This window comes from Marinomonas algicola (assembly GCF_014805825.1).
In the GTDB taxonomy this organism is placed as follows: domain Bacteria; phylum Pseudomonadota; class Gammaproteobacteria; order Pseudomonadales; family Marinomonadaceae; genus Marinomonas; species Marinomonas algicola.
The window spans coordinates 182,651-209,554 of sequence record NZ_CP061941.1; the positions used below are offsets into that span (position 1 = coordinate 182,651).

Consider the following 26,904-nt stretch of genomic DNA (forward strand, 5'->3'; position numbering starts at 1 on the left):
GTATTTTCATGGCTAAAGACCTAACCGCATCATCACATGACCGCCAAAATATCCTTAACAACCGCTACGCCCTGCAACACGCCGAGCAGCACTTAGGTTTGGGTGGTGTGACCTTTGAAGGTGAGACAGTATTCACCAAAGCGCAGGTGGTTGGCCTGTACGAGATCGCAGACGCAACGATAGAGCGTTACCTTACATCACACGGGGAAGAGTTGAAGGGTAATGGTTATAGGGTCTTGCGGGGATCTAAACTAAAGGAATTCAAGAGCTTAGTTTCTGGTACCCTCATCAATGAGGGTACCAAAACTACGGCTCTAGGGTTGTTCAGTTTTCGTGCAGTGCTCAACATAGGGATGTTACTAACAGAAAGTGAGCCCGCACGCCTTTTGCGTTCACGTCTGCTGGATATTGTCTTGGATGTAATGGCTGAGCGCGCTGGTGGTCATACCAAGTTTATTAATCAGCGTGATGAAAATTACCTTGTCTCTGCTCTGCAAGAAGAAAACTACCGCCGTCAGTTCACCGATGCATTGGATAAGTATGTAGAGGTCAATAAATGGACGTATGCACGCTTTACAAACTTGATATATCAAAGCATTTTTCATGAAAATGCGACTGAATATAAAAAGGTTTTAAACCTAGCAACGAAAACCAATATCCGCGAGACCCTATATTCAGAAGTACTCAATCTGATTGCTAGTTACGAATCAGGCATTGCTCATGAACTAGAGCAAGCCAGCAATAAATTAGGCCGCAAGCTTTCGCAGAAAGAGGCGGAGAGCCTATTTGCGAGTTTTGAAAGTCACCCTCTGTTCAAACCTCTGATTTTGGATGCCAGAACTAAAATGGCCAGTCGCGATTTGTGCTTCCGTGATGCCTTGCATGAAAAGCTGGAAGCTTATATTCAATCGGTACCCGAAGCTGATTTTGATCGTTTCTTGGGTGAAAAGAGCCGTTCTTTGGAAGAGCAATTGAGTGATCCAGAAACATTGGCCGTACTCAAACGTTTGAAAGATCGATAAACAAAGGAATGTGGCTATGAGTGATTCTACCGATAGGGGCTTACGGTTTTTCTATTTCGATGTAGCCCATGCAATCAGCGTTCACGATTGGATTATAGAGCATTCTGGTGGGCTAGCAGGCACCAAAGACGTTGGTCAGTTAGCCAGCCCCTTAGAGCACATACAAAATGACTGGTATTACCCAGAAATGGAGGACAAGCTGACTCACTTGGTATTCTCCATTAATAAAAACCATGCTTTTAATGATGGTAACAAACGATCATCGTTGGTGTTAGGCGCTTATTTCCTTGAGTTAAACGGTTTTGACTATGTGGTAAAGCGCTTTGCCAAAGAAATGGAAAACATCGTCGTTTGGGTTGCAGATAACGTGATTGATAAGGATCTATTACGTCAGATCATCAGCTCAATACTTTATGACGACGATTATCCAGAGTCGGTTAAGCTAGCTATATTTGAAGCGATCGAAGCAGCAAAAAATTACTAACCATTTCGTGGATCATCACGAGATGGTACGTATAGTTGGCCATTTTGCATTGTAAATATTAAAATCGCATCAACAACACCCCTCGCGCTACCCGTTAGATCAGCGCCCTGTGAGGGGTTACTCTTTTTCAGGCTTCTAATTTTTGGTACCGTAATGAGTTACGGTACCAAAATTCGCTTTCATCCACACATCATTCTCCGGCTCACAAAGGTGGTGCAGCAGCGCTAGGTTGATCTGGTGGCTGATCACGTTGCCGTTTCGTTTTCCGTTGGTTTTTCTTAAACCGCTCAGTAATAACCCCGTGCACGATTTTCCTATTTGCTCTGGCGAACTGGGCAGGCAAAAGGCGCGGTTTTGCCGTTTGGGGTGCAAGGTAGTGCGCTTTCCTGTTTTAGATAAAGGCGTGATGCACCAAAAAATACAGGCGTTGGCTGGTGTGTTTGCGTGCAATGTGTTTGATATCGGTTAAATGCGCCGGTAACAAAACCAACCCGCCTTGCGCATGCCCATCAACCTCAGGTAAAGGTAGCCAATATAAGTTTGGCCATTGCTCGGGGCTTTGCCATTTTTCTACGATCACTTGTGCGCCAATACTATTCAGCCATTGGTGAATCGGGCAGCCTGGGTGTGCTTGTTTAACGCGTGGTAACTGAAAGGTCAGCCAGCGGGTTAAGCGTTCGGCGGCATTCTCGCACTGGCTTAGTGCTGGATAGAGGGTAAACGCGCCTTGCCCAACCAGTAAGGCGACCACCTGCTGTATCCATTCTCTATTCCAGTCGTTGCCACTGCCCATAACACGTCACACATCACCTTGTTGGTTCTTCATGCCGTCTATTTTCAGTCGTCGGGTGCAGACTCGGTGGTGAATTAGATGAAAGAAATGGCCATCAAGCTCACCAGTCAAATCAGTTTTTTCTGATGACCTGTTCGCGGCTAACTGTTTGATATACATAGTCCAATACGGCGCTGTTTGGTGGCATTTGGCTAGTGCAAAAAAAATCGAGACGTCAAACGATCGTTTGCATTCTGGGTTTAAAAAATCAAACGGTTTGTACTTTGATGCCGAGGTTGGTTTAGGGGGAAAAAAGTGCCAAACCTTGCGTTGCGCCAGTACCTGCAATGCTTAGCAGCGTTGGATTTAAATCGAGAAGCCAAACAGTAAATGGGCTAATTTCCCTGTTTGGCGTTTCGATCCAAAAGCCAAACGGATAGTGGTTTTGGCGTATGGGGGTAAAGGCATGGGGAAGTGTGTGGCGGCTGTTGAAACTCATGGATTAGCAAATGACGCCTAGAGGGGATTGCATCAGCTGATCAAAATAAGTAATTGGGTTGGTTGATTTAGCTTAAAGCTGGGTGTGGTATTTTGTAAGCGAGCTATCGGTAGGAAAAGCAATGGCTGAATAGTGACAAGGCGAAATGAGAACCGACGCGTACAGAAATGCAGAGGCGTCGACCATATTGGCTTGAAGATTATGTTTAGTGACCTATTTTGTCAATCAAAGCCCCCAATTGCCCCATTCCCTGGGGCAGTTTAATTTCCTCTTATTCACCCTCTAAAGCTCGGCATATCAAGTGTTGCTCCATTGTCCTAACTGCCCACGGTAAGTGAGCAAATGGGTGGCTTGTTAGTTTCGCCCGGATGGCAGTTCCCAGAGCGCATTCTCTAAATCAAACTCGGCCCACTTCGACTCCGTGAGTTCACTTTTACGCACGCCTAATAGCAGTAGAAGGCAGCAGGCCAAGTAGTTGTCTCGCGAGAATTTAGGTGCATTGCTACGAAATACTTGAAAAGCATGCTCAATCTCATCAAGCGTTAAATATCGTTCTCTCGGGGTTTCATAGCCACCTGCATCACTACTGGAGAATGCCGCTGCAGGATTCATCATGACGAGTCCAAGCTGTATCGCGTGGCGAAAGATCTGATTGGTAAGGTGTAATGACTTGTTGGCAATCGAAGGTCTATCTGTCACCTTGATCGCTTGAATCATGTCACGTATATGAACTGGAGTGATCCGATCAATTGGAATATGCCCCAATACTGCATTGATATTTTGTCTGTAGATACGCTCAGGAATATGAGGGTGCTTAAGGCTTAGCTTAAGTTTAGAGTCATATAGATCCTGAAAGATCGTATTAAAAGAAGATGAGGGGGTAAGGACTCCTGATACGCCACTTGGTGTAGAAAGAGGGTCTACGCCTTTTCTTACAACTCCGCGTAGGTTCTCTGCTTGCGCTCTTGCTTCGGCTAAGCACAATTCACTGTCTTTACCGAGTGTTAGCTCACGACGTTTACCATAGAAGCTGTAGCGTAGTGACCAATAGGGCTCGCCACGCTTCGGGATTACAAAGCTTAACCCGCGACCATCAGATGTTTTGCTTGGCCCCAAGGTTTTTAATTCTTTAATTTTCTTAAGTGTTAACTGTGTCATAACCTGTCCAAATATACTCACCAGATTGGAGCGTATCAGGATGAATATGCTCACCACAATACTCACCAAAATGATGAGACGATTTGAAACGGCTTGAATCAAATAAAAACAAAAGTTCTTATTAAACAGTTAGTTATATTCTATTTTGAGCGTGATTGAGTATGGTTTAACTCTACTCGATATTCTGAATCTGCTCCCTCATTTGTTCAATTAATACTTTTAATTCCACGGCGCTTTGAGTGGTTTCAATCACAATGGATTTTGAAGATAGGGTATTGGCTTCGCGGTTAAGCTCTTGCATTAAGAAGTCTAAGCGACGGCCGATTGGGCCTTTCTGTGAAAGTTGGCGGCGCACTTCTTTAGTGTGAGTGGCGAGGCGGTCTAGTTCTTCGGCGACGTCGGCTTTTTGTGCGAGTAGGACGATTTCTTGTTCGACGCGCATGGGATCCAGTTCAACTTTGGCCGCTTCGAGTTTTTCTATTAGGTTTTGTTTTTGCGCGGCTAAGATGGTTGGGAGCTGGGTTTGTACTTGAGCAACAATGGCGTCAATGTCATCAAGGCGCTGGTGGATAAGTTGGTTAAGGGCGTCACCCTCTCTGATGCGTGCTTGGATCAAGTCTTGAACGGCTTCATTGAATAACGCAATGATGCTTTTTTTCATGATATCCGCGTCTATACTGGAGTCTGAGAGAATGCCCGGGTATTGCAGAATGTCTAATGTGGTTGGCTGCGCTGCTTTGGGTGCATGTTGGCTAATCCGTTCTAATGCTTGAGCCAAGTTTTGCACCTTGGTTTCATTAATAGCCAATCCTGTGGCGGCTTTGTCTAGGCTTTGAAAGCGTAATTGACATTCCACTTTACCGCGGTTGAGTTGCTTGCGAAGAGTGTCTCTGAAGGTGAATTCAAGTTCTCGGAAGCTTTCTGGGAGGCGAAAGTGCGGTTCAAGGTAGCGCTGATTTACCGAACGAATTTCCCAGCTGATGGTTCCCCAGTCGAAGGCGGTTTCTTTGCGAGTAAAGGCGGTCATGCTTGCTGTCATAAAGTCTTTCCAATCATTGTTTTGAATAGTGTGTGGTGATGTTGTAATGAAACAGTGTAACTCAGCCAAAGATTGAGGAACAGTGACCAAGATGGGTGCGCTTTTACCTTACTCTTCGTTATAATGCGGGTTTTATAGTCCTGAAGATAGAGAGAGACCTATGCGACCAAGTGGCCGAGCTACCGATCAGTTAAGAGAGCTTAAAATTACCCGTAATTTTACAAAACATGCCGAAGGGTCTGTATTAATTGAGTGTGGTGATACAAAAGTAATTTGTACCGCCACACTGGTACCAGGCGTACCGCGTTTTCTGAAAGGCAAAGGCCAAGGTTGGATTACCGCTGAGTACGGTATGTTGCCTCGTTCTACAGGCAGTCGTATGGATCGTGAAGCCGCACGCGGTAAACAAGGTGGCCGTACGGTTGAAATTCAACGTTTAATTGGTCGTTCTTTGCGTGCGGCCGTGGACTTGAAAAAATTAGGCGAACACACATTAACAATTGACTGTGATGTGATTCAAGCGGATGGTGGTACACGGACCGCGTCTATTACAGGTGGTTTTGTTGCTTTAGCCGATGCGGTTCGCAAATTAGTTGAAACGAAAAAAATTAAAGAAAATCCAATTGTATCGCAAATTGCGGCTATTTCAGTTGGTGTGTACAAAGGTGTACCTGTTTTGGATTTGGATTACCCAGAAGATTCTAATGCGGAAACGGACATGAATGTGATTATGAACGATAAAGGTGGGTTCATTGAAATTCAGGGTACGGCGGAAGGTGCCGCTTTTGATGATGAACAAATGATGGGGATGCTGAAGGTCGCTCGTAAAGGCGTTAATGAAATTTTAGAACTACAACGTAAAGCCTTATTTGACAAATAACTTTATTTAATTTGTAACATAAGTACTTATGTCATTTTTATGAAAAAAGTCTAGCAATGCTGGGCTTTTTATAATAAAAATGGCTTTATACCTGTCCTTATAAATGCCCTAACGCACTTAAAGGCATTAGGACGTCTTTGTACTTTCATAATGGATTGATTAAGGCATGCATCATGCAAAATATGCATAAGATACAGATTGCTTGCCTGCTGTTTTTTATGGGGCTGTATAACCAGAATCTAAAAGCACAAGAGATCACATTATATGGGATTCATTTCCCGCCGCACGTTATTGACTCAACGATTATTTCGAAACCTTCTTTTATCGATACAAATAAGAGTGTCTATGGCCTTGATGCTGATTTGGTGCGCGAAGCCTATGCAACACAAGGTGTCGTTGTCAATTTTGAGATTATGTCTTGGCGACGGATTATGCGTGATGTTCAAGCTGGAATGATTCTAGGTGCTATTACTTGCCGCAAGGTTTCTCCACGAGCTCAATTTTCGATTTTTTCTGAGAACATAACGCTTTCTGCTCACGCCTTGGTAACGAGAAAACAATTACTGGATGATCAAGCTATTTCTTTAGCTACGTTAATAAATTATAAAACTGTGGCTGTGGAAGGCTGGTCTCAGACGAATGTTTTGAAAGACGCTGAGATCCCTTTTTCTATAGTCAGTAATTTAAGACAAGGGCTTAATGTCGTTTTGCGCAGAGACCAGGATGTTTTGGTTGTGGAACGAGATAACGCGATTTTTACCGCGAATAAAATAGGTATCCAAGATCAACTCAGTTTTTATGATTTAACGGTTGATGAAAGTAATTATTACCCTGTCTGCTTTAGTAAAGAGTATCCTGATGCCGAAAAGTGGCGAGACATATTGAATAAAGGGCTTGAGGTCATTAAATTAAATGGTGTTCAAGAAAGGATATTCCAGCGTTATGGCATTTTTTATGATTCAATGAATCAATCTCTTGTGGCTAAGGAGTAGCGCAAATGCTGGCGTTGAAAGATCGACTTTTTTATAAACAAGCTAAATACGCCTTAATTCTTATCTTATTGTATAGCTTGTTGTTTAGTTTTTTTCAAATGTCCATGGATTGGAAAGCCGAAAAGAAAAATATAGAGCATCAGACCTGGTCCACGCTTCATATTATTCAAAATGCCGCAACGGTTGCGGCTTATACATTAGACAGAAATTTAGCGGATCAAGTTGTATCCGGGTTAATGCGCACACAAAATTTTTATCATGCTCAAATCTCTGATGATCTAGGTAACTTATTAGCTCGCCGTGATCGGGCTGTTGAACCTCTCTTCCACCAATGGATTATCGAGAGTATTTTAGATGGTCTGACACGAAAGTATGACATGACGTTGCTACAAGAGGGTCGAATTGTTGGTGAGTTGTGGGTTGCCTTAGACGCGACCGTTGTCCTTTCTAATTTTATACATAGAAACCTCTTTCTCGTAACAACGGTATTTATCAGTGCTTTTTTACTTGGATTAGCCATGTTATTGCTGTTTTTTCTGCAGACATCACAACCTCTTTTTCTCCTAATAGAGCAGCTTGCTAGTTTAGAAAAAAGTGCGAATGAGCCCAACCAATTAGAGTTTCAATCTACCTCACGTAGTGATGAATTTGGTGTCTTGTCTCGCACGTTTACCGCTCTTTGGCATAAAAGGAAGGTAGTCGAAAATGAGTTGGCGAAAAGCGAAGCCTACTTTAAAGCCGTGTTACACCAATCCAGTGAATGTATGTTGCTTACGGATTTAAATGGGCGGATTCATGATTGTAATGAGGAAGCCTGTCGTTTACTTAATTATGATAAAGCCAGTTTATTGAAGTTGTCGTTGCCGCAAGTGGATTCGTTGCAGCCGTTAGAGCGTTTAAAGGAATGGTCTCAGGGAGAGGTCAAAATTTTTGAAACACAGTATGTACGGCGTAATGGTCATGTTTTCCCGGTTGAAGTTCGAGGCAATATTGTCAAGTTAGGTAAAGAGAGGTTCTTTCTTGCTTCTGTGCGAGATATTACCCAACGTAAGAAAGACCAAGAGCAGATGAATTTTTTAGCCTATTATGATGCGTTAACCAGTTTGCCAAATCGTCGTTTTTTAAATAATCACCTTGATAATGTGGTCGAATTGGCCTGTGAAAAAGGGTTCATAGGCGCCTTGTTATTTATTGATTTGGACCGATTCAAAGCGATTAATGATTCCATGGGGCATTTGGTTGGTGACAGTCTTCTGGTTGAGGTGGCTAAACGGATACTTGAACCTTTGTCTAAAACGGCCGTCGCGGCCCGTATTGGTGGGGATGAGTTTGTGGTTTTGCTTCCTGAACTTGCGACTACTTTAGCGGAGGCCCAGGAAAAAGTGACTGAGCTAGCCGACGTGTTGTTACGGTCATTAGAGCGCGTTTTTATTATTGATGGGGCCGATTTATTTATCTCCGCGAGTATTGGCATAAGTTTGTTTCCATTGCCTGATACAAATAAAATGAATATTTTACAGCGCGCCGATACGGCTATGTACCAAGCCAAAGAAAATGGCCGTAATGGGTATTTTTTTTACCATATAGAGATGCAGCAGCAAGTTAATGAAAGGGTACAGATAGAACATGCCTTGCGAACAGGTTTAGAGAATAATGAGTTTTATATGGTTTACCAACCTCAAGTGAACGACCTTAATGAAACGATTGGCTTCGAAGCCTTATTGCGTTGGAATAGTCACGAATTAGGGGTCGTCTCTCCCGATCGGTTTATTCCTATAACAGAAGAAACGGGCCTGATAAACCCATTAGGTTTATGGGTGATGAAAGAAGCATTTACTCAACTGAAAGCATGGCAAGACATGGGCATACCGGCTTGTTTTCAAGGTGTAGCGATTAATATTAGCCCTTATCAGTTTTCGCAAGAGGGCTTTGTACAACAGGTTTTAGAGGCTGTCAGTACTATTGGAGTAGATCCGCGTCTTATTGATTTAGAAATTACAGAAGGTTTGTTAGTAAAAGACATACCCTTAGTTACATCAAAAATGCAAATGCTAAAGGATATTGGAATTCGCTTTTCGATTGATGATTTTGGTACGGCTTATTCTTCGTTACGTTATTTGCAGCACTTTCCGTTAGATCAACTGAAGATTGATCAATCTTTTATTCGAGATTTAACCGATGAGTCCTCCAGTCAGGTTATTGTGAACACCATAGTGTCTATGGCAAATCATATGCAGTTGTCTGTTTTAGCGGAAGGTGTTGAAACCCGTCGCGAGAAAAACATATTACTCACATTAGGCTGCACACGTTTTCAAGGATACCACTTTGCACGGCCTTTAGATAAGGAAGCGGCCACAGAGTACTTGTATAAAAATACCCCTATGCTTGTGCAATCTCCTAACCATTAAACATCGATTTTCTCAATGGGTATTAATGCTTTGGTGTCAGCTCTACGTTTGACGTTAAATGTCAGTCATTCTGCGTGTTTTTGCTTCTTCATATCTTTCCTCGCTGTGTCATGATACTGAGTCAGAGATTTTGATCTCACCATAATAAAAACAACAATTAGGAGTGACTCGTGAAAAAGACATTATTAATGACAGTGATGCTTGCCATTAGTGCGAATGCGGCGGCCGCAGATTTCAATGGTACTTGGCAGTTACAAGATGCGAATGATACACAAGCTAAGTTGGATGAGGCCGTAGAGAGCGTTGCAAAGGAAATGAATTTCTTTATTCGCGCATTGGCACGACCTGCGCTCAAAAAACAAACCCAGATTTGTACTCAATGGCGTCTGCAAACGGTAGACAATCAGTTTCAATGGCAATGTGATGGTGATGATGCGTTGGTGATTCCAATATCCGCTCAAAATGAATTTTTGAGGAAAGACGAAGAAGGCGTCGAAATTTCAGGCACGTTTCAGCGTTCTGATGACGCCATAACCACTATTTTACAGTCTGAACGTGGTATTCGAACCAATACATGGAAAATGGTTGGCGACAATGAGCTGAGTTATCGTGTCAAATTAGAGTCTGAAAAATTACCTAAGCCAATGACATGGATGCTTAGTTACAAAAGAGAATGAAGTTAGTGGACTAATGGAAGTAAAAGCAAAACGCTCTAGTGAAATTGTATTGACACTAGAGCGTTTTTATTTCAATTATCTTAGCGTTTTACAGCACCCGTTGGTGCAAAGGTCGCGCCTTGAATTGGAGAGTTCTTTTGAATGTATTCGACTAGAACATCCGCATCGACATAACCTGAATCTGTATAGTTCTTGTGGTCTGTTACTTTAGGGTAACCGTCACCACCAGAGGCTACATAATTGTTAATCGCAATACGATAGCTTCTATTGTCCATTAATGGTGTGCCATTAACTTTAATATTAGTGGCGATGCCATCTTTAAGCGTTAGCTCAACACCTGAAAATTGGGCAAATGCACCTGAACCAGCTTCCTTAGAAGCGACAACTGAAAGATACTCTGTCAGTTCCTTAGCGGTAAAGTCGACGTATGAGACGCTGTTAGCGAAAGGCTGTACTTGCAGTACGCTCTTATAGGTTAATAGGCCTTTTGGCATGTCGTCACGAATACCGCCAGAATTCATGATACCGATGTCGGCGTTCACTTTTTCTTTCATAGATAAGGCGATTAAGTTACCTAAGTTCGTTTCTTGATTTCGAACAATTTTGCGATTACCAATAAAGTCTGAATCGGCTGAACCAATTTCAACACTTAGCTCGGCCTGGCCTTTTTCCTGGAATGGTGTGAGCAAGGCAAGCATTTCTGGGTCTTGAGGAATTTCTTCGTCAATATAAACTCGTATGCTTTTGCCTTCCGCGTCTTTTACTTTTTTCTTCAGATTAACAGGGACAAGCTCGTATTCAGACCATACGATTGCGCCATTTTTAATCACTAAATCAAGGCGACCAACGTATTTACCCCATTCATGCGCTTGTAAGATTAGGGTGCCGTTTTGCTCATCAGGTTCAAATAATGGGTTTTGTGAATGCCCGCCGACAATAACATCAATACCAGGGACGGCTCTGGCTAACGTCACGTCTCCTGGTGCATTGCCACCGTAATCACCGTTTTCGTAATGGCCCATGTGTGTCGCCGCTACAACAAAGTCGGCTTTTTTGCGTAATTCAGGAATCAGTGTTTGAGCTACGTCAACAGGTTTGCGTATTTCAAGGCCTTGTAGGTATTCTGGATTACCTAAAATAGCGGTACTTTCCGTTGTGAAGCCTACGACAGCAATTTTCAAATCTTCAATTTCAAAAATTTTATAGGCGTCAAATAATGGTTTACCGGTTTCTGTATCAATAATATTGGCTGATAGGAATGGAAATCCCGCCCAGTCTTTTTGTTGGCGTAGGACTTCAATTGAATTATCAAATTCGTGGTTACCTAAAGCCATAGCATCGTACTGCAGCATGTTCATGCCTTTGAAATCAGGCTCTGCATCTTGTAAATCGGACTCAGGCACACCCGTATTGATATCACCACCAGACAATAGAAGTGTTGTACCATTTTCTAAAGCGACTTCTTCACGAATGTTGTCTATAAGTGTTTTTCGTGCCGCCATACCGTATTCGCCTTTGCTATTTTGCCAAAAGCGTCCGTGGTGGTCATTCGTGTGCAAAATTGTAACACGATATTCTTTATCGACTTCCCAACCTGGACCTTGCTGTTGACCGACAACAGAGCAGCCTGCGATCGCTACTGCGAGCCCGGTGAGTGTGAGATGGGTAATGTAACGAGTTGGCTTCATTTGGTTCTTCCTTTTAGTCATGTGATGATTCTTTGCTAACGTGTTTGTCGACATTGTTTTAGTTATTTTAGTTATTTTAGTTATATGTCTTAATTGAGTTATTACAAAAATAACTGACTGTAAACATATAACATAAGAGTGACAATATGAAGACGTATTGCTTTCACTTGAAGGTTTTTATTAGATAAACGAAAAACTGTCTGTTAGGACAGGTTAATCTAACTATATAAGGATAAACTGGAAATGTTAATCAGATATTGCGATTTAGTCAGTAGGTGATGCTTTAATTTCATCACATACATCTATGCATCACTTTATAAAAACAGAGCGGAGTGCTCTGTTACTAAGTGGTGAGTGGGTTAGTCGAGCTGGATAAATCTACTCGTAGTTTGTGTCCTAATGTTGTGTTAAACCAGGATTGCGCCTCTTGTATACTTTGAAATATACCTCCTGGTACGCCAAAAACGGTTTCGACGCTCATATTTTTCATCTTTTTATGGCTTTTTTCTGGGACGATATTAATCATGGCGATCACATTATGTTTAATGGCATCACTGGCGCCATTATTCAACCAACGTTTGGTTTCTTTTGCGGCGCCTTTTGGATGGATCAGCGACGCTTCATCAAGAAATAACCTGATGGCGACAAAAGGTTGATTGCGGGACAGTTGTTCATTCCATACTTTTAAAGAGTAGATATGTTCTTCGAGTGATTGTGGCCCTGCAAACTCGAAAAGCACAATAGAATCCGTTTGATTGCGATAACGAAACATCTTGCTTCCTCTGAATTTGGGGCTGAATTTCTCCAAGCCCCGGCTAGATCGGTTATATTGAAACGCTTCCGCTAGTACTTGATTTCCGCTCCAACTAAATACGTTCGTGGTTGTAACAGTACCGCTGAAGGCAAGGCGCCTGGATAGCGAGCCACAGGCTTATTTGTATCGAAGAGGTTTTTAACACTACTGAATAAACGAATGGTGTCCATTTCGTAGGATACGCTTGCATCCGTCACTACATAAGGATCCGTTTTGCCACCAGCGCGATTATTTACATCGGTGTAATAACTATTTGAATAGCGAGAGCTTAAGCTTGCTTGCCAGTTTTCTTGTTGCCATAACACCCCGATACTCGCGGTGAAATTTGGCGCACTGAGCAATTGGTTTCCTTCAACACCTGAATTTGGATAAGCGACTATGTCCGTTTCTAGTAGTGCGAGATTGGCCCATAAGTTAAACTCATTTGTGAGTTCTGCGTTGACTCCTAGCTCTAGTCCCCAAGTGTCTACTTTGTCGGCGTTACGTACGACAAAACTCTCGTCTGTAGTGTCGTTTGGCGTGAGGTCAAAGGGGAGCTGCATATCTTTATAGCGTGAGTGGAAAAGGTTCTGCGTGGTGCTGATTTGACCATTAGCAAATTGCTGACGGCCATACACTTCATAGGTGACAACGGTTTCTTTATCGTATTCGTAATTAACGATCGGGGAAGCGAAAGTAATGCCGCCGCCACCCGCATTGTAACCTTTGGAGAGTTGCGCTCCCCAATTGATGTTCTCCGAAGCAGACCAATTGATGCCAATTTTTGGAAGCCATTCTTGATATGACTCGTTTGATGAGATGGCTACGGCCGGTGTGCTATTCGGATTACCACCGTGACGTTGTCTGTCTTCTTGTTCATAGCGCAGTCCAAGAGAGAGATCGACACTTTCTGATAGCGGTATGAGACCTTCACTATAAACGGCAACCGTATCGGTTTTGTCATCAAAATTTTGACCACCAAAAAATTCAATCGACTCCTTTTGTCTGGCTTGATAATAATACATCCCAGTGACTAAATTCGTGCCTTGATTCTGATAGCGCAACTGAGGTTCGACAACGTATTCTTTAGTGCGGATTGTGGCGTTACTGCTATTGGGCGCTGAATGTCGAGTAAAGTCGAAATCAGAGGTCGATGCATTGAGTTGCAGTTGCCAGTTTGTGTTTAAAGACATGGAGTAATCGGCGGCAAAGCTGGTTGATTCTGGTTTATGCACTGGTTGCTGGGGGAAGTTGGAGCGCCTTTCATCAAAAGGTTCAACGATAATTTCACCATTTGGCCCCTTATATGATGTTTGCGTTAGGGAAAGCAAAAGACGTGGGTCATAGTCCTTGTCTGGGGTGAAAAGCAGTTTGCCTCGTATTGTTTGCCCTTCAATTTCTCCGGGGTTACTGACGCCGTCAAATGAGTCATAGTGAACGGATGATTCTTTTTGTAGGCTATCGATAGTAAGGCGCACAGCCAGAGTGTCCTCGATTAGTTCTGAGTTCACCATGCCAGACAGTTGCCTTTGGCTATTGTTGCCTGCTTGGACTTTAACAGACCCTTCTTCTTTAAACTTCGGATCATGCGTTTTTACAATGACACTTCCTGCGATAGCATTGCGTCCTACTAGCGTGCTTTGAGGTCCTCTCAACACTTCGATCTGCTCAATATCATAGAGCCCTAAGTCGCCAAAAACGACTTCATTGTAACTGGCTGGTCGACCATCAATTTGCCAGCTTAAACGAGGGCGGCTACCGGCAAAAAAAGCATTAGCGTTCTCGGCCGGTCCGGTTCCATCTACGCCTCTAATGGTTGGCGCTTTTCCTGTTCCTGTGACCAGCGATAGATTGGGGACGGAATCCAGAACATCACGTAAGGTTGATAAGCCCGCTCTCTCTTTTAGCGTGTCTGAAGTGAATACCTCTGTACTGGTGCCACTTGCACTTAATGGCCTGTCAATTAACTCTCCTGTCACCATTAAAGGTTGGAGAACAGTCATATTTTCTGGATCAGTTTGTGGGGCTTTGCCCTCTTGCCCCCATGCGGTAGTGATCATCATACAGGGGAGAATAATTCGGATAGGCGTTATTAATAGGTTATTCATGCTCAAATTCTCAATTGATAATAATTATCATTAATATTATTATGCTAAAGAGAAATCAGCTACTCCAAAAGCGTGAGAAAGACTCCGATCGCGGTATTTTTTATAGGTATTTTATTAAAATGAGCCATCAATCGATATATGAATCTACATTAGCAGAGCACAAGAAGTTTAATGGGCGTATGTCTGATATGGGAGTCACTCCCTCACTGTCGATAGCGGATAAGCAGGGAATCTGTTTGTTAGCACACGCAGATTTTATGGCGTTTGAAGGGGATTATTCACCGACACCATCCCCTTTTCTCATGCTTAACCTTTGTACTGGCTATGTTGGTCGCATGAAAAGAGAAGGCGATGGGCCTTCTCTTGAAGGCGTGCTTCGCTCTGGAACCGTTGCTATTGGATTACCGAATACGACCGCTTCGGGTTATTGGTCGAAAACACAAATGCTGGGTATAGCAATCAACCTTGATTTGTTAGCGTCTCATAGTACAGAGGTGGTTACGGTGGACAGTTTACTTCCTGCGGCCTCTCAATTGCATAATGAACCTTTGTTAAGCGCTGTGATGACTGCGCTTTGGCGAGACGCTGAATTGCATGGGCTATCAGGTGCTTTTTTTGAGCAAGGTCTTTATGTTTTGCTAAAGCGTCTAGTCAGTTGTCACCCTCCTAAAAATCAAAAGCATTCTACTTATCCTTTACAGGGAGCAAGACTTCAAAGAGTACTAGACTTTATTGAAAGTCGTCTGAGTAATGATATTCGAGTCACTGAGTTAGCAGGTCTTGTTGGACAAGATGTTCGTTCCTTTACGCGCTCTTTTTATTCGTCTACCGGATACGCCCCTTATGCATATTTTACCTTTAGACGCATGGAGTATGCTAAACAGCTTTTATTAGATAGATCTGTTGCCATAACGGATATTGCCATGAGAATAGGTTATGCTAATCCGAGTAAATTTTCCGCTGCCTTTCGACGAGTTAACGGTATAACACCGAGTGAATGGCGTCGAATGCTGTAAATGAGTGCTACTAGGTGATGTTAATAAAAGGAAGTATTGAAAATGATGAAAATGTATTTGCTGTTCAGTGTGCTTGGTGCTGTTATTCCTTTTGGTGCGTTTTTACCTTGGATCATCGATAATGGGCTTGATTTGGTGTCTTTTTATAACGCCGCAACAGCGAATTCAATAAGCATTTTTGCTTGGCTTGATGTGGTGATTGCTGCCATTGCATTATTGGTTTTTATTGTGACAGATGGACGAAAAAATAAAATCAGCCATTATTGGGTCGCTGTCTTCGCCACGTTGACGATTGGCGTGTCTTGCGGTTTGCCCTTGTACTTGTATTTCAAAGAAAAGCAAAGGTTAGTACTGAAACAGGCGACGTAATACTCTTTATAGCCGTTTATAAAAAAGGTTTTATTGCGATAAGTTACTTTCTTTTGACTTAACTGTTTGGTCGCCTATTCTGTCGTTTCTGTTGTTGTAAAAGATTGATCTAGATTAATAAAATTATTTAAGAAGCTGTTACTTTTGCGGTCACAGATATGTTGTTTGACCTCAAAAGGAATCCATTATGAAAGCTTTACTTTCTGTTGCTCTTGTTTCTGTTCTTTTTTCTTCTGTCGCCCTCGCTCATGAAGCAGGCGATCTTTTCGTTCGAGGCGGTTTGGCAAAAGTCACACCGCATGAAAGCAGCGACGATGTTTTAAACTCGGGTGAATTGGACATTGGTAGTGATACTCAAGTCGGCTTAACACTAACGTATATGCTAACAAACCAATTCGGGGTGGAATTGTTGGCTGCGACTCCTTTTACTCATAAAGTGTCAACCGCTGGATTAGGCGAAGTGGCTGAGGTATCGCACTTGCCCCCTTCTGTAATGGCGCAATATTATTTCGGTCAGGAACATAGTCAAGTACGTCCTTATGTCGGTGCGGGTCTAAATTACACGGTATTCTTTGAAGAAGAAGGTAAGGGTGCGTTAGCTGGGACCGATGTAAATTTAGATAACTCTTTTGGCTTGGCGGCTCAAGTCGGTGTTGATCTGGACCTTTCTGACGGCTGGTTCGCGAACGCTTCCGTTTGGTATATGGATATAGATACAGATGTTCATACCGCTGTGGGTACAGTTGATACTGAAATTGATCCTATTACTGTTATGGCGAGTGTTGGTTACACGTTTTAGGGCCGGTTTAGTTATGGTATGTAAATTGGAGGGGGGATCGGATGTGAATCCCCTCTGGTTTATCATTTCTTTCTTCTTTTTCTGTCACAAGATCAGGTTTTGTTTCAATTATAACCTTCTTACATTCTGTATGACCGAACTCATCCTCAAGTAAGGCGATCCGTAGTGCTCTTTTCTGAATAAACCATTCTTATAACAATATGTTAGAAAAATTGATTGAAATGTCATTTTCTTGATACGAGTCACCTTTTTTCTAGAGTAAACCCGTCATAATTTGGGCTTATAGGTATTTCGCTTATGTGGAATTCAAACTCATCTTATTATGGAAAGTAGCAAATATGATTCTGAACGCCTTTAAAGTGAGCCATAAGTTATGGGCACTTATTATTACTCTGGTTATGCTTCTAGTCGTTTTTGAAGGATCAGCTTACACTGGTATGTACAATGAATTATTGCAGGCTCGTAAGCATCAAGTAAAATCCCAAGTTGAGAATGCTTACTCACTCCTCGCCTTCTATGCTTCGCAAGCGCCTACCATCGGAGAAGAGGAGGCGAAAAAGAGCGCCTTGGCTGCACTTTCAAATTTGCGTTATGGAGAAAGTGGGTATTTCTGGGTGAATGATATGGATGTCACCTTGCTTATGCACCCCTTCAAACCGCAGCTAGAGGGTAAAAGCCTCAAAATGGCAACAGATCCGAATGGTTTGTATCATTGGCGGCTTATGGTGGATGAAGTAAACCAATATGGAGAAGGGTATGTAGAATACGCCTATAAAGGACCTCAACTTGATACGATAGAAGATAAAGTGTCTTATGTGAAAGGCTATAAACCTTGGGGCTGGGTCATAGGGAGTGGCGTGTTGTATAGCGATGTAACCCATGCGTTTTGGTCTTCATTCGAGCTGTCTGTCATAGTGGAAAGCCTATTGGTGCTGGTGGCGCTTGTTGCGAGTTTTATCATTGTGCGTAACATTACTTTGCCTTTGCAAACCGTTACTGAGCATCTGCAACGTATTGCACAGGGGGATATGACACAGTCTATAGCGTTAAATCGAAAAGATGAAATAGGCATGTTAGCCGACGCGTCTAATAGAGTATCAAGTTCGTTAAATGTCACTCTGTCTCAAGTGTCGAGCGCTATTCGAGAGTTGCAAACAGTTTGCACGCAAATGCAAAGTAACTCAAACAGCACACAGAATGGCATGGACACTCAATTTAAATCGGTTGAATCTTTAGCGGCGGCGATGAATGAAATGTCCTATTCAATAAAAGAGGTGGCTCAACATGCTAAAGACACAGCTGATGCGACGCAATCGGTGCAAACGATTACTCGACAAAGCAGTCAGGACCTAGACGAAACAAATCAGAATATTCAAACTTTAACGCATCATGTAGAAGGCGCTAATGACGTTATTGGTAAATTGCTAGACCAAACAACCGATATTGATTCTGTTTTAGGTGTTATTGGTGATATTTCTGAGCAAACAAATTTGTTGGCTCTTAATGCCGCAATTGAAGCCGCTCGAGCGGGAGAAAAGGGTCGAGGCTTCGCCGTGGTTGCGGATGAAGTCCGCTCACTTGCCAGTCGAACTCAAGGTTCAACCGTTGAAATAAGGTCTATTATTGAAAAGCTGCAGCAACAATCAAAAAAAGCCTCGTCCTCGATGGAAACCAGTACCCATCAAGCTGAACTGGGTGCTGATAGAATGGCATTTGCGGCGGATAATTTGAAGAACATGTTGCATCAAGTGGATGATGTTTCTGCACGTAGTATGCAGATAGCCGCTGCCGCAGAACAGCAGGGATCGGTCGCAGAGGAAATTAATACAAGTATTATTGGCATTAAAGGTGTGTCTGAGCAAGTATTAGAAGATGCCAAACAAGTGTCAGACAGCAGTCAAATGATTGCCGATATGACCGCAGCATTAAACCGCCAGGTGAATCAGTTTAAGTTTGCTTAGGGCTCGGTTGCCCCTACTTTTTTTGATTTCGTTTTGGTTTCTTTGGCGCTATAACATGAGGAAGCCAGATCATTGCCGATGATCTGGCGAAAAAATTGAAAAATACCACTGATTTGAATATTGGGCGATCAATTCTCAAAATGAGATGCGTTAAATATTGTCTGCAATTCATCGTGTTTTTCACTGTAAACTTCAGCTTTTTTAGCGAAGGTGTTCGCTCCGTCTAAATTAACTTCAGCATTATACTGAATGCCTTCTTTGTCCAACGTATTTGATAAGGCTTCAACACTGGATAGATTGCTACGGTAAGTCTCGTAAGCAGAGTCATTCGATGAGGTGGTTTCTGCAAAAGCCGCTGCTGCAAAAGCGGATGATGTTAATAGTGCCAAAGTTGTTCTTGAAAATGTGTTCATAATAAATCTCCAACTATTCTGTATTTCAATTCACACTTATGTAGAAAGTGAATCTCTGTTACGTTTCGATGAATTTATTATTGCCTAGGATGCTTAGTAAAAATAGCCTTTGCACTCCGCTTCCCACATTGTTACTTCGTTCATGTTTTATTGGTGCTAGATTGAGTTTTTAAAAGATGAAATGTGCAGAAACACACTAATTTCAAACACATTTCTTAATGTTATTTAGATAAAATCAGATCGTTTTTATGGTTTTTTGTGCCTCTAAAACCGTTTTAAAGAGGCATTCGTTCCTAGCTTTTAGAAAGGCCTGATAAGCCTTACCACTGCGCTTGATGGTTCTTTTTTGAGTCTGGTAATCAACATGTACTAATCCGAAACGCTTGCTGTACCCCTCTGCCCATTCAAAGTTATCCATAAGGCTCCAAGCGAAGTAACCTTGAATGTTTACGCCTGCTTCTATGGCATTATGAATCGCATTTAAATGAGCATTTAAGTAGCGAACGCGTTGTTCGTCATTCACTTCACCGTTTATTAAGGTATCCACACAGGCGGCGCCATTTTCGGTAATAATGATCGGTGGGAGCTCATATTGTTGGTGCAGATTTATTAATAACTCTTTAAAAGCATGAGGTGCGACCTCCCAACCTATGTCAGTGTATTCAACTTCATTGCTATTTTTGACATTCAAGAAGAAGTGTTCTGCATCAAATGCGTTGTGGTTGCAGGTGTAATAGTTCAAACCAAGAAAATCAATAGGTTGTGAAATAATGTCCATATCACCTTCAAGCACCATCGCAGGAAGATAGTGCGGTGCGACTACTTGCAATATATTCGGATATTGGCCTTTCATTAAAGGTTCAATAAAGAACTGATTATCGAGCGTCTCTCTCATTAATCCAGCAAATTGATCTTCCGATGATTCACTTGCCGCATAGGAGCGATTCATATTTAGTACAATGCCTACCTGTGCACTTGGGGCATTTTTTCGAAGTACGGGTAACGCTAAACCGTGGGCAAGCAGTATGTGATGAGCGGCCTGTCGACCGTATTTAGGATCGGATAACCCTGGTGCATGAATACCAAGTTCATAACCTAAAATTGCCGCGCAAAAGGGTTCGTTAAATGTGGCCCAAGAATCCACGTATTGGTTTAACGCCTGTGATATTAAGTTCGCATAATCGCGAAACTTATAACAGGTATCGCGATTTAGCCAACCTCCTTGATCTTCTAAATGCTGAGGCAAATCCCAATGGTAGAGAGTGACGAAGGTTTTAATGTTGGCCTGTTTTAATGCTTTCAGGATCTCTTGGTAAAAACGCACTCCTAAAGGATTAAGTTGACCGTCTAATTGGATCACTCGAGGCCAGGCTATAGAAAGCCTATAAGCATCGACACCTAGGGATTGGATTAGTTTGATGTCGTCTTCCCAAAGATGATAATGGTCGCAGGCGATGCGGCCATCGTCATTATTTTTCACCGCATTAGGTTGATTGCAGAAACGATCCCAAATGGACTCCAAGCGACCGTCTTCTGTGTTAGCGCCTTCAATCTGAAAGGCGGCAGTGGCTACGCCGTAAGTAAAAGAAGACGCTAACATTTTAGTATTTTCAGGTAACTGAATGGACAAAACTGAATCCTTTAAGTAAACAAATAATGATGCGTTTAGAGTAGAAGAGGTTCTAAAAAAGAGTCAATATAAACACCAAGCAATTGATGTAATTAAGTTGATTAAGTGGATATTAAGTCAGCAATAAGTGCTATTAAAACCTAAAACGCATGGGTACCAATTTTTTTCCAGATAACGTGTAACGGACAAAGCGTTCTTCTAGATGGTTTGGTAAATCTTGAATGTTTACTGTGCAAAAGCCATTTTTTTTATAAAAGTGCTCTAGATGTTCAAAGGCAAAGCAATAGGTTTGCTTGGCTTGAAGTGCTTCTTTAGTATGATTAAGTAAGTAACTTGCCAGACCCTGCTCTCGATAAGAGGGCTTGGTAACCATGGCTGTTAGAAGTTGGTAATCATCGAACAATTTTAATCGATAAGCGCATATTATTTCAGGGCCTTTTAACAGCCATATTGGGTCCGCTTTATTGGGTTTGCCTGAGGGGTAATAAGATTGATAGAAGTTTTTTGCAAGAGGAAAGAGCAATCGAGAAGATTGCTCAACGGTGTATAGGGATTGTTCAGACATACTAAGCCATTACGGTTGATGATTAGGCGCCCACAATGGCCTCAGCTTCTAGAAGAACGTCTTCTATAGAAACAAAACTATGGCGTTTATTGATCAAGGCTTTACCCAGTGCAATGGCGTTTGCTTCAGCAACCGCTCTAGCATTGGTTTCTTGAATGCTTTCTAGGTCACTTACATGGGCCAAGCCAACGGTTCTGCGAATCAGCTCACAACCAGCATAACCAATGGTATCCAAAAAGACGGAACGTAGAAAACGTGCCTGATAAGTGGGACTTTGCAAGGCTAAATCTTGAGTTTTATCGTCCATTAATTCAGTCATTTCTTTAGCGAAAACGGTCCATGTATCACGCGTGATGTCTTTTAATATACTCAGGTGATTTGCTTTTTGTTTGCCATCCCACTTTGCTGCGCTGCCGCAATAGTTGAGTAAATAGTTTCCAATCGGGGAACCGACATCAAATCCCATTGGACCATAAAAACCAAACTCAGCATCTATGACTTTCATGGTTTTATCGTCGACAAAAAGGCTGCCACTGTGCATGTCGCCATGGAGTAACGCTTGAGTGTTATTTAAAAATTTGGCTTTAAGTTCGGCCACTTCAGCGAGTAAGTTATCGTCTGTGCGAAGCTCAAGAGACAGAGTTTCCGTTGGTTGAAATATATTATTGCGTTCGTTTTCCCTATAAGGATCTGTAAAAAACAGGTCTTCGGTGATTTGACACAGATCTGGGTTGATAAAACGAGCCACTTGCCTTTTTTTCTCTTTTGCAGATAAATAGAAATCACTGGTATAGAACAAGGTTTGGGCTAAATGACGCCCGAGCTGTCTGCCTACATGAGGAAAACGCTTACCAGCAACAAGCTCTCCTCGCATAATCTCAAAGGCGTTAAGGTCTTGCATTACTATGGTGGCTAATGCGGCATCATAATGAATGATATTCACTGTGTATTCTGGACTTATTTTAAAATGCTCTAGTAGCACTTCGGCTTCAATACGGGCTCTATCTAAAGTAAGAGGCCAGCTTTCACCCACACAACGTGCATAGGGTAATGCTTGCTTAACAATTAAACTGTTGTTTTTTGCATCGCTAACACGAAAAACTAAATTTAAGTTACCATCGCCCATCTCAACGCAATGTAAGTCTTGACTCTTTTTAAAGTAACCCAGTTCTTGAACATATTGGATGACGTCTGTTTCGGAAAACGTTTTATAAGCTGTCATAAAGCCTCTATTGGTTGTAATGGGTCGGTAGGACTAGCATAATTTCCGATATTGTAACCTTATTTGAGAGTTTTCTGCATGAACGATTTACATGCCCTTAGTATTTTTGTTGATAACAATCAATTATCAATACTGGATCAAACATTATTACCAAACCAAACGAAATGGCTCGTCTGTGATTCCATTGACTCAATGGTGCTAATGATACAAAAACTACAAATACGAGGTGCACCAGCCATTGGTATTGCCGCCTGTTTGTTATTGGCTATACGAGCCGAACAAGGCGTATCAAAAGAGCAGTTCTTAGCCGATGCTCAACGGTTGCGGGCGGCTCGTCCTACGGCGGTTAACCTGATGAATAATATAGACAGTCTTTTAAACGCGGCGGCAATCGAATATCCAATATCTGTGGTAAATGAAGCAGAGCGTTTGTTTGCCGAAGACATTGAGTTGTGTGATAAGTTGTCAGAGTTTGGAAACAGCCTAGTTGCGCCAAATAGCCGTATCTTAACTCATTGTAATACGGGTGGTTTGGCAACGGTTGGTGTGGGTACGGCCATTGGCGTAATTCGTAAAGCGCACGAGTCTGGTAAAAAAATAAAAGTTTGGGTTGATGAAACTCGTCCTCTCTTGCAGGGTGGCCGTTTAACTGCGTGGGAAATGGGCGAGCTAGGGATACCTTATCAACTTATTTGTGATTCGATGGCCGCGATGCTAATGGCAAGGGGTGAGGTCGACAGTATTTTTGTTGGTGCTGACCGAATTGCAGCCAATGGTGATTTTGCTAATAAAATTGGTACTTACAATCTCGCTGTGTTAGCGAAGTATCATAAGGTGCCTTTTTATGTTGTGGCACCACATACAACAGTCGATTTAGCGTGCCTAAATGGCGATAACATACCAATAGAAGAGCGCGACTCTGCAGAAATTAAAGGGGTCAGAGGTGGGTTTGGTGACTGTATCTGGGCTCCTGAAGAAGCATCGGTATACAACCCCGCCTTTGATGTTACCCCGGCTAGTTTGGTTTCTGCTTGGGTGCTAGATACGGGAATTTACCGACTCGAAGACATTAACCAAGGTAAACTTAGTGCGTTTTGACGACTTTTAATTGACCTCCCCGCTTAAGGTCTCAATCACTAAGTGGGGAGGCGTGGTCTTTCATTTTAATCGAGTAAAGGGAATTGGTTGGCAATGGGACTCCCCGTAAAGTGCGCAACCCAACCCTCTTGGTTGTTAAACAGTCTAATCGCGGTGAACTCAGGTTCAGACCCCATATCAAACCAGTGAGGCGTATTTGCAGGTACACTGATTAGATCTTCTTTCTCACACAAAATTTGATAAATGTATTCGCCAATGTGTAGGCAAAAGAGCCCTTTACCATTTACAAAAAAGCGAATTTCATCTTCTGTATGAATGTGTTCGCTTAAAAACTTCTCTCTAAAGGCGACTTTATCTGGATGATGTGCGTGCATGCTGACAACATCAACCGTCTGATATCCTCCTGCCTCCTTAAATGCTTGAATGTCTTTTGCATAAGCTTCCAAAATTTGCTCATTAGATGTCGATGAATCGATAGGGAAGCTGGCTTGCCAGCGCTCAAAAGTAACGTCCAGCACAGATAAAAGGGCTGTTATTTCATTCGTGTTCGTTGTGTGTAGTTGGCAAATTTCAGGATGATCTTGATGGTATTTTGATAAGGTACTCATGTTCTTTACTTTCCTCTAAATAGAAATCAATGGCCTATCATTGGAAAACAATTCGTTCAAATGAATTGGCGTTTGGGTGTCGACTTTTTTGTTGAGACTCTCGTATTAACTGATAGGTCTGCATTCCGGCTTCTTCGGCCGCATCGAGTTCGGCCACGACATCCGACAAAAAGAGTATTTCATTTGCTGCATAAGGGGTTGATTCAGATATGTTTTTATAGGATTTTGGGTCTTGTTTTAAGCCGACCTTAGTATCAAAGTAATCGTTAAATAAGGGGGTCATGTCGCCAAAGTCAGAATAACCGAAAATGAGCTTTTGTGCGGCAACAGAGCCAGAACTATAAACATAAAGCGCAATCCCATTTTTATTCCATTGGGTCAATTGCTCGAAGGTATCTGGGTAAACGTGCCCTGTAAATTCTTTTGATTCATAGCCATGCTTCCATATCATTCCCTGTAATGCTTTTAGTGGTGTGATTTTTTGATCCGTCTCTATCCAGTGCTCCAGCGTATCAATTAGCGTAGAAAGACTGGCATTGGCGTGACCTATATGTGCTTTTACGGCCTCAAGTTGTTCTGTAACCATTGGGTCTTGCTGGTGTTCGTAAATGAAGGTGGACAAATGTTGACGAGCATAAGGAAACAACACTTCGTGAACAAAACTAATTTTGCTGGTTGTACCTTCTATGTCGGTGAGAATCGCTTTGATCATCGTAGGTTTCCTTGTTTTATATTGTCTGGAAGCAAAGGCCGTAATTGGATGCGTTTTAATTCGCACTCAATTAAGAATTCCCAGCCTTCTAAATGGCGTTTCGCCTCGTCTATGGTGTTTCCCCAAGCGTACATGCCATGGCCTTTAACTAAAAAAGCAAATGGCATTGGAGAGGCTTCCCAGCGCTGTTGTACGACCGCGGCTAATGCTTGCATGTCCTGGCTGTTGTTTATAATTGGCAAGAGTAAATCCGATTCATGAGTTGTATTACCTTTAATGGATTTTTGCATTTCATACCCATTAAAGCGATAGACTGGCGCATCGATTAAGCGACTAAAAACAGTTGTATGAATAGAATGAGTATGAAATACCGCCTGTGCCGTGCTATCAAGATCATAAATTTGTGTATGCAGGCGTGTTTCCGCCGAAGGTTTTCCTTTGCAATCGAGCTCATTACCAGACCATTTTATCGTTAATAGATCCTTTTCTTCTAAATGGCCTTTATGTTTTCCTGATGCGGTGACAAGGCACTCTGCTGTATTGAGACGTGCAGAAAAATTGCCACCGGTAGCGGGTACCCAGTGTCTTTCGCTGATCCATTTTCCTGCGGCAATAATATCTTGTGATAATTTTCGGGCTCGATTTTCAGATTTTATGGTCATGAATATGTATCCAAAATTGATTTGTTTACATATTAACATTGGATTCACTCTCTCACAGTGATAATTATTGAATAATATAAGCGAGAATGGGTTGTATTTGGTACGATGGGGTATCAATGTATAAACAGGTGGAAATAACACTGTGTTGAAATTAAAACAGATTATAAGTGTCCTTTGTGTCTCGTTTTCATGTCTTTTTATTCCTTTATCACACGCTGGTATTGGTGTTATTCCACAAGAAAAGGAAACGTTTTCTGATTATGTCATAAGGGTAGAATCTTTTTTACAGCAGAATAAAAAGATCCTTGATCCCCAAAATAAGCAACAAGAGATTCAGGCGGTGATGCCGTTCGAATTTCTGCCCTCAGCGGATTGCAAAGGCGCTTCAACGGGGCTTTTATTGTCGCATGGGTTATCAGACTCACCATATGGAATGCGTTCTATAGCGCGTTTGTTAAGTGAAAGCTGTATTCATGTCAGAGTGGTTCTGCTACCTGGTCATGGTACAGGTGCAGAAGATTTGATTGATGTTACTCGTGAAGAATGGCGGCAGGTGTTTAACAGAAGTGCATTAACGTTAAAGGCTGAAGTCGATTCTTTTTTTGTTGGCGGCTTTTCTACCGGCGGGGCTTTGGCGTTGGATTTTGCGTTATCTCATCCTGATATTACTCAAGGGGCTGTTCTTTTCTCACCTTTGTTAAAGATCAATAGCTCAATTGATTGGTTGTCACCTATCTTGTCTCCAATAATTACTTGGTTAGATCATGAAGAAACGGATGACTATGCTAAGTATGCGTCCATTCCAGTCCCTGCAATCGCTCAAGCGTATAAAACAGCGAAAGAATTGCGAAATCGTTTAGACACAACGCCGCTTTCTGATGTCCCTGTATTCATTGCACTCCCAGATCAAGATGCCACAGTAGATAGTGCGGTCACGCAAGAGATTTTTTCAAACTCTTTGATTCATAAAAAAAGCCAAATGTTGATTTATTCGAGTGATATGGAAAATCAAACTCAAACTAGGATAAGTGTCCAAAAAGTCTATTTACCGGAACAGAAAATCACTGGGTTATCTCATATGTCTATCCATGGAAGTCCCGATGATAAGCATTATGGTATAAAGGGCGATTATCGAATTTGTGATTTTGATAAGGATAAAGGGGATTACAAAAGGTGTAAGTCAGAGCCGAATATTTGGTTTGGAGAGAAGGGCGAACTGTTGAACTCAAAGAGTACTTATGGTGCTCGTATTACCTGGAACCCTTATTTTGATTCTTTGGTAGAAGATGTCGTTCAATTTATACAATCTAACTCTTAATGGCACTGTGC

General features: G+C 42.2%; 26 protein-coding genes. 12 read left to right on the forward strand and 14 right to left on the reverse strand.

Annotated elements, in window-relative coordinates; genetic code table 11:
* The first annotated feature begins 8 nt into the window (after window positions 1-8).
* Together IEZ33_RS00805 and IEZ33_RS00810 are read left to right on the forward strand one after the other, a co-directional pair.
* Window positions 9-1,022 (forward strand): DNA-binding protein, encoded by a 1,014-nt coding sequence (locus tag IEZ33_RS00805; protein WP_191601853.1) that lies wholly within the window; start codon window positions 9-11, stop codon window positions 1,020-1,022.
* 16 nt (window positions 1,023-1,038) lie between these two features.
* Complete coding sequence (locus IEZ33_RS00810) at window positions 1,039-1,506, forward strand: type II toxin-antitoxin system death-on-curing family toxin (RefSeq protein ID WP_191601854.1); 468 nt, start codon at window positions 1,039-1,041, stop codon at window positions 1,504-1,506.
* A gap of 391 nt (window positions 1,507-1,897) precedes the next feature.
* On the opposite strand, the gene IEZ33_RS20665 is transcribed toward IEZ33_RS00810, so the two are convergent.
* The 4 genes from IEZ33_RS20665 to IEZ33_RS00830 form a co-directional block, all read right to left on the reverse strand.
* Window positions 1,898-2,299 carry a hypothetical protein gene (locus tag IEZ33_RS20665; RefSeq protein WP_240009598.1) on the reverse strand — a complete coding sequence of 134 codons (402 nt, stop codon included), beginning with the start codon at window positions 2,297-2,299 and terminating at the stop codon, window positions 1,898-1,900.
* Window positions 2,300-2,579: 280 nt separating this feature from the next.
* Window positions 2,580-2,777 (reverse strand): hypothetical protein, encoded by a 198-nt coding sequence (locus IEZ33_RS00820; protein ID WP_191601855.1) that lies wholly within the window; start codon window positions 2,775-2,777, stop codon window positions 2,580-2,582.
* A gap of 354 nt (window positions 2,778-3,131) precedes the next feature.
* The gene (locus tag IEZ33_RS00825; RefSeq protein WP_191601856.1) at window positions 3,132-3,935 is read right to left on the reverse strand and encodes a tyrosine-type recombinase/integrase; all 804 of its coding nucleotides are present in this window, start codon (window positions 3,933-3,935) and stop codon (window positions 3,132-3,134) included.
* 172 nt (window positions 3,936-4,107) lie between these two features.
* Window positions 4,108-4,974 (reverse strand): YicC/YloC family endoribonuclease, encoded by an 867-nt coding sequence (locus tag IEZ33_RS00830; RefSeq protein ID WP_191601857.1) that lies wholly within the window; start codon window positions 4,972-4,974, stop codon window positions 4,108-4,110.
* A gap of 160 nt (window positions 4,975-5,134) precedes the next feature.
* Here IEZ33_RS00830 and rph point away from each other — a divergent pair, with 160 nt between their 5' ends.
* From rph to IEZ33_RS00850, 4 genes are all read left to right on the forward strand, one after another.
* Window positions 5,135-5,854: a ribonuclease PH gene (gene rph / locus IEZ33_RS00835; RefSeq protein ID WP_191601858.1), complete on the forward strand. Its 720-nt coding sequence runs from the start codon at window positions 5,135-5,137 to the stop codon at window positions 5,852-5,854.
* Window positions 5,855-6,027: 173 nt separating this feature from the next.
* Window positions 6,028-6,846 carry a substrate-binding periplasmic protein gene (locus IEZ33_RS00840; RefSeq protein ID WP_191601859.1) on the forward strand — a complete coding sequence of 273 codons (819 nt, stop codon included), beginning with the start codon at window positions 6,028-6,030 and terminating at the stop codon, window positions 6,844-6,846.
* A gap of 5 nt (window positions 6,847-6,851) precedes the next feature.
* On the forward strand, window positions 6,852-9,254 hold the full coding sequence (locus tag IEZ33_RS00845) for a putative bifunctional diguanylate cyclase/phosphodiesterase (protein ID WP_191601860.1): 2,403 nt from the start codon (window positions 6,852-6,854) through the stop codon (window positions 9,252-9,254).
* A 170-nt stretch (window positions 9,255-9,424) separates the two neighbouring features.
* The gene (locus IEZ33_RS00850; protein ID WP_191601861.1) at window positions 9,425-9,931 is read left to right on the forward strand and encodes a hypothetical protein; all 507 of its coding nucleotides are present in this window, start codon (window positions 9,425-9,427) and stop codon (window positions 9,929-9,931) included.
* Window positions 9,932-10,011: 80 nt separating this feature from the next.
* Here the strand turns inward: IEZ33_RS00850 and ushA are convergent, their stop codons facing one another.
* From ushA to IEZ33_RS00865, 3 genes are all read right to left on the reverse strand, one after another.
* Entirely contained in the window at window positions 10,012-11,619 is a 1,608-nt protein-coding gene (gene ushA, locus IEZ33_RS00855; protein WP_191601862.1) for a bifunctional UDP-sugar hydrolase/5'-nucleotidase UshA, read from the reverse strand.
* Window positions 11,620-11,962: 343 nt separating this feature from the next.
* Entirely contained in the window at window positions 11,963-12,391 is a 429-nt protein-coding gene (locus IEZ33_RS00860) for a hypothetical protein (RefSeq protein WP_191601863.1), read from the reverse strand.
* A 71-nt stretch (window positions 12,392-12,462) separates the two neighbouring features.
* On the reverse strand, window positions 12,463-14,520 hold the full coding sequence (locus IEZ33_RS00865; protein ID WP_191601864.1) for a TonB-dependent receptor: 2,058 nt from the start codon (window positions 14,518-14,520) through the stop codon (window positions 12,463-12,465).
* Window positions 14,521-14,639: 119 nt separating this feature from the next.
* Between IEZ33_RS00865 and IEZ33_RS00870 the strand changes: the two genes are divergently transcribed.
* From IEZ33_RS00870 to IEZ33_RS00885, 4 genes are all read left to right on the forward strand, one after another.
* Entirely contained in the window at window positions 14,640-15,536 is an 897-nt protein-coding gene (locus tag IEZ33_RS00870; RefSeq protein WP_191601865.1) for a helix-turn-helix domain-containing protein, read from the forward strand.
* Window positions 15,537-15,578: 42 nt separating this feature from the next.
* A complete protein-coding gene (locus IEZ33_RS00875; protein WP_191601866.1) occupies window positions 15,579-15,905 on the forward strand; it encodes a DUF2834 domain-containing protein in 327 nt (108 codons plus the stop codon).
* 187 nt (window positions 15,906-16,092) lie between these two features.
* The gene (locus tag IEZ33_RS00880) at window positions 16,093-16,704 is read left to right on the forward strand and encodes an OmpW family outer membrane protein (RefSeq protein WP_191601867.1); all 612 of its coding nucleotides are present in this window, start codon (window positions 16,093-16,095) and stop codon (window positions 16,702-16,704) included.
* 338 nt (window positions 16,705-17,042) lie between these two features.
* The gene (locus IEZ33_RS00885) at window positions 17,043-18,665 is read left to right on the forward strand and encodes a methyl-accepting chemotaxis protein (RefSeq protein ID WP_191601868.1); all 1,623 of its coding nucleotides are present in this window, start codon (window positions 17,043-17,045) and stop codon (window positions 18,663-18,665) included.
* 128 nt (window positions 18,666-18,793) lie between these two features.
* On the opposite strand, the gene IEZ33_RS00890 is transcribed toward IEZ33_RS00885, so the two are convergent.
* The 4 genes from IEZ33_RS00890 to mtnK all read right to left on the reverse strand — a co-directional run bounded on the left by IEZ33_RS00890 (window position 18,794) and on the right by mtnK (window position 22,495).
* A complete protein-coding gene (locus tag IEZ33_RS00890) occupies window positions 18,794-19,078 on the reverse strand; it encodes a hypothetical protein (RefSeq protein ID WP_191601869.1) in 285 nt (94 codons plus the stop codon).
* Window positions 19,079-19,313: 235 nt separating this feature from the next.
* Window positions 19,314-20,708 carry a GH1 family beta-glucosidase gene (locus tag IEZ33_RS00895; protein ID WP_206696889.1) on the reverse strand — a complete coding sequence of 465 codons (1,395 nt, stop codon included), beginning with the start codon at window positions 20,706-20,708 and terminating at the stop codon, window positions 19,314-19,316.
* Window positions 20,709-20,841: 133 nt separating this feature from the next.
* On the reverse strand, window positions 20,842-21,273 hold the full coding sequence (locus tag IEZ33_RS00900; RefSeq protein ID WP_191601870.1) for a GNAT family N-acetyltransferase: 432 nt from the start codon (window positions 21,271-21,273) through the stop codon (window positions 20,842-20,844).
* 22 nt (window positions 21,274-21,295) lie between these two features.
* On the reverse strand, window positions 21,296-22,495 hold the full coding sequence (mtnK, locus tag IEZ33_RS00905) for an S-methyl-5-thioribose kinase (RefSeq protein ID WP_191601871.1): 1,200 nt from the start codon (window positions 22,493-22,495) through the stop codon (window positions 21,296-21,298).
* A gap of 78 nt (window positions 22,496-22,573) precedes the next feature.
* Here mtnK and mtnA point away from each other — a divergent pair, with 78 nt between their 5' ends.
* Window positions 22,574-23,593 carry an S-methyl-5-thioribose-1-phosphate isomerase gene (mtnA, locus tag IEZ33_RS00910; RefSeq protein ID WP_191601872.1) on the forward strand — a complete coding sequence of 340 codons (1,020 nt, stop codon included), beginning with the start codon at window positions 22,574-22,576 and terminating at the stop codon, window positions 23,591-23,593.
* A gap of 65 nt (window positions 23,594-23,658) precedes the next feature.
* Here the strand turns inward: mtnA and IEZ33_RS00915 are convergent, their stop codons facing one another.
* Genes IEZ33_RS00915 through IEZ33_RS00925 form a run of 3 tightly spaced genes read right to left on the reverse strand, consistent with a single transcriptional unit; the run spans window position 23,659 to window position 25,575 of the window.
* Entirely contained in the window at window positions 23,659-24,201 is a 543-nt protein-coding gene (locus IEZ33_RS00915) for a 1,2-dihydroxy-3-keto-5-methylthiopentene dioxygenase (protein WP_191601873.1), read from the reverse strand.
* A gap of 37 nt (window positions 24,202-24,238) precedes the next feature.
* On the reverse strand, window positions 24,239-24,913 hold the full coding sequence (gene mtnC / locus IEZ33_RS00920; protein WP_191601874.1) for an acireductone synthase: 675 nt from the start codon (window positions 24,911-24,913) through the stop codon (window positions 24,239-24,241).
* Window positions 24,910-25,575: a methylthioribulose 1-phosphate dehydratase gene (locus IEZ33_RS00925; RefSeq protein WP_191601875.1), complete on the reverse strand. Its 666-nt coding sequence runs from the start codon at window positions 25,573-25,575 to the stop codon at window positions 24,910-24,912. Before IEZ33_RS00925 ends, mtnC begins: the two co-directional genes overlap by 4 nt.
* A 142-nt stretch (window positions 25,576-25,717) precedes the next feature.
* On the opposite strand from IEZ33_RS00925, the gene IEZ33_RS00930 reads away from it, so the two are divergent.
* Window positions 25,718-26,893, forward strand: coding sequence for an alpha/beta hydrolase (locus IEZ33_RS00930; RefSeq protein WP_240009599.1), 1,176 nt, complete (start codon window positions 25,718-25,720; stop codon window positions 26,891-26,893).
* Window positions 26,894-26,904 lie beyond the last annotated feature (11 nt).